The sequence below is a fragment of the uncultured Aquabacterium sp. genome, from assembly GCF_947366995.1.
In the GTDB taxonomy this organism is placed as follows: Bacteria; Pseudomonadota; Gammaproteobacteria; order Burkholderiales; family Burkholderiaceae_C; genus Aquabacterium.
This window is the reverse complement of the sequence record NZ_CANBCC010000124.1, coordinates 1-2,892: the sequence shown is the minus strand read 5'-3', so window position 1 is coordinate 2,892 and position 2,892 is coordinate 1. Positions and strand designations below refer to the sequence as shown.

At 65.5% G+C, this 2,892-nt stretch carries 3 protein-coding genes; all 3 read left to right on the top strand.

The window, feature by feature from the left end:
- Positions 1 to 12: 12 nt before the first annotated feature.
- The 3 genes from efp (at position 13) to Q0Z44_RS18215 (ending at position 2,810) form a co-directional block, all read left to right on the top strand.
- Positions 13 to 567 (top strand): elongation factor P, encoded by a 555-nt coding sequence (efp, locus tag Q0Z44_RS18225; RefSeq protein ID WP_298015421.1) that lies wholly within the window; start codon positions 13 to 15, stop codon positions 565 to 567.
- Positions 568 to 686: 119 nt separating this feature from the next.
- Positions 687 to 1,682: a diguanylate cyclase gene (locus Q0Z44_RS18220; RefSeq protein WP_298015418.1), complete on the top strand. Its 996-nt coding sequence runs from the start codon at positions 687 to 689 to the stop codon at positions 1,680 to 1,682.
- Positions 1,683 to 1,790: 108 nt separating this feature from the next.
- Entirely contained in the window at positions 1,791 to 2,810 is a 1,020-nt protein-coding gene (locus Q0Z44_RS18215; protein ID WP_298015415.1) for a diguanylate cyclase, read from the top strand.
- Positions 2,811 to 2,892: the final 82 nt, after the last annotated feature.

Below are 2,892 nucleotides of genomic sequence, written 5' to 3'. Positions count from 1 at the left end.
CCTGGAATCACCATGAAACTCGCACAAGAAATCCGCGCTGGCAACGTCATCATGCAGGGCAAGGACCCGATGGTCGTCCTGAAGACCGAGTACAGCCGCGGCGGCCGTGGCGCGGCCACCGTCCGCATCAAGATGAAGAACCTGCTGAACGGCGGCGGCGCCGAAGTGGTCTTCAAGGCCGACGACAAGATGGACCAGATCATCCTCGACAAGAAGGAGTGCACCTACTCCTACTTCGCCGACCCGATGTACGTGTTCATGGACGCCGAGTACAACCAGTTCGAAGTGGAAGCCGAGAACATGGGCGACTCGGTGAACTACCTGCTCGACGGCATGGAAGTCGAAGTGGTGTTCTATGACGGCAAGGCCATTTCGGTCGAACTGCCCACCACCATCGTGCGCGAAATCGAAACCGAGCCGGCCGTCAAGGGCGACACCTCGGGCAAGGTCATGAAGCCCGCCCGCATCGTCGGCACCGGCTTCGAAATCTCCGTGCCCCTGTTCGTGGAATCGGGCGACAAGATCGAAATCGACACCCGCACCAACGAATACAAAAAGCGCGTCTGATCCAGACCGGCCTCGAAAAAGCACCCTGCGGGGTGCTTTTTTTCGTCTGAGGTGCGTGAAAGCTCCAGTTTTTCACGGTCTGGCCGATAAACACGCGTCCCCGCTGTACCCGCTCGTCCATGCCCGCCTCACCGATGCACGTCCTGCTGGTTGAAGACCAGCTCTCGGTTCGCTCCTCACTGCGACGTCAGCTGGAAGCACATGGCCACAGCGTGACAGAGGCCGAAACCGCCATGGAAGCGGTGGCCGCCTTCCAGCGGCAACGCCCTGACCTCGTTCTCATGGACGTGGTCCTGCCCGTCGAAGATGGCTACTGGGCCGCCCGCGAAATCCGCAGTCTGGAAGGCAGCGACTGGACACCCATCATCTTCCTGTCGGCCCGCGACCACGAACTCGACCTGTGGCGGGGCATCGAGTCCGGCGGTGACGACTACCTTGTCAAGCCCGCCTCGGCCGTGGTGCTGGCCGCCAAGCTGCACGCCATGTCGCGGCTGCAGCGCATGCGGCAGCAGCTCATTCACACTTCGGAAGCCCTGCGCACGGCGAACGAGCGCCTGGCGCACCTCACCACGCTGGACGACCTCACCCAGCTTGGCAACCGCCGGGGCTTCGATGAGCGGCTACACACCAGCGTGCACCAGTGCGCGCGCGACAAGCAGCCGCTCAGTCTCATCCTCTGCGACATCGACCACTTCAAGAGCTACAACGATGCACTGGGGCACGTGCAGGGCGACGCGTGTCTGCAGCGTGTGGCCAAGGTTCTGCGCTCGGTGTGTCGCCGGCCACTCGATTACGTCGCCCGCTACGGTGGAGAGGAGTTCGGGCTGATCCTGCCGAACACGCCCCGTTCTGGCGCCATGACCTTTGCCCGCGCGTTGCAGCAAATGCTTGCCGCGCATGCCGAGCCCCACGCGGCCTCCCCGTTCGGCGTCGTGACGCTGTCAGGCGGCATCACCACCGTGGTGCCCGACGCCAGCACCACCGCGCAAAGCCTGCTGCTGCGGGCCGATGAAGCGCTCTACAGCGCCAAGGCCCAGGGCCGCAACCGCTTCTTCAGCTTCGAGATGCAGGTCGATACGGTGACCCACCTGCACGGCGACAGCCAGGCGGGCTGACAGCCAGGCCGGGCAGCCCCGTGTTCTCACGGGTGGTATCGACGACACCGCTGAGGCACACTTCGTGCATGCGTTCACGTTTCCGTGGGCACCGGAACCCGTTAAAGCATGCACAATGCCCCGCTGCGGGTGCTGGTCGTCGAGGACCAGCCCCTTCTCCTCGCCCGCCTGAGCCAGCTTCTGCAGAAGGAAGGGCATCAGGTCCTGGAGGCGTCCTCGTTTCATCAGGCCTGGCGCCTGTTCGACGAGCAGCGCCCTGACATGCTGCTGCTCGACATCCTGTTGCCCGACGGCAGCGGGCTGGAGCTGGCGCGCCGCATCCGTGCGGGCGCCAAAGGCCCCTGGACACCGATCATCTTCGTGTCCAGTCTGGACAGCGAGACCGACCTGAGTGCCGCCATCGAAGCTGGCGGCGACGACTACCTCGTGCAACCGGTGTCGCCACTGGTGCTCAAGGCCAAGGTGCACGCGATGCAGCGCCTGCTCGAAGCCCGGCAGGAGCTGAACGCGACGGCCGTGGCCTTGCAGCAGGCCAATGAGCAACTGAGCCGGCAGATCCGGCATGACCCACTCACCGGCCTGGGCAATCGCAAAGGGCTGGATGACCAGCTGGCCCGCGCGCTCGGCGATGCGCGGCGCGAGCAACGTCCCCTGTCGATGATCTTGTGCGACGTGGACTTCTTCAAGCGCTACAACGACCGGCTGGGCCACCTGGAGGGCGACCAGTGCCTGCAGCAGATCGGTCGCATCCTGCAGCAGGTCTGCCGTAGGCCAATGGACTACGCGGCCCGCTACGGCGGTGAGGAATTCGTGCTGCTGCTGCCCTACACGCCGCCTGAAGGGGCGCTGAGTTTTGCACTGGCCCTGCTCCACCACATGGAGCGCGACAGCCTCTATCACCCCGATTCCCCTGTGGCCCGCCACGTGACGCTGTCAGGCGGCATGGTCAGCGGCATCCCGGCGGAAGGCGAAGACGCCCCCGGGTGGCTGCAGCGTGCCGATGAGGCGCTGTACGCGGCAAAGCAACGGGGTCGCGACCGCGTCGTCAGCCTGCAACACGGCCACGACACCGGCGAGATCCTGGCACGCCGGCCGCCAGCGGGCCAATTCTCCGGTCGCGTGGCCTGAGCCTGCTCAGGCCGCGACGCCGTCCGCGCGCCGGGGTGGGCGGACGTGGGCCTGCTTCATCACCGCGGCCGGCGGCACGTTC

Excerpts from the sequence above, each read along its gene's own strand:
- Q0Z44_RS18220 (WP_298015418.1), top strand. The coding sequence starts at position 687 with ATGCCCGCCTCACCGATGCACGTCCTGCTGGTTGAAGACCAGCTCTCG.
- efp (WP_298015421.1), top strand. The coding sequence starts at position 13 with ATGAAACTCGCACAAGAAATCCGCGCTGGCAACGTCATCATGCAGGGC.
- Q0Z44_RS18215 (WP_298015415.1), top strand. The coding sequence starts at position 1,791 with ATGCACAATGCCCCGCTGCGGGTGCTGGTCGTCGAGGACCAGCCCCTT.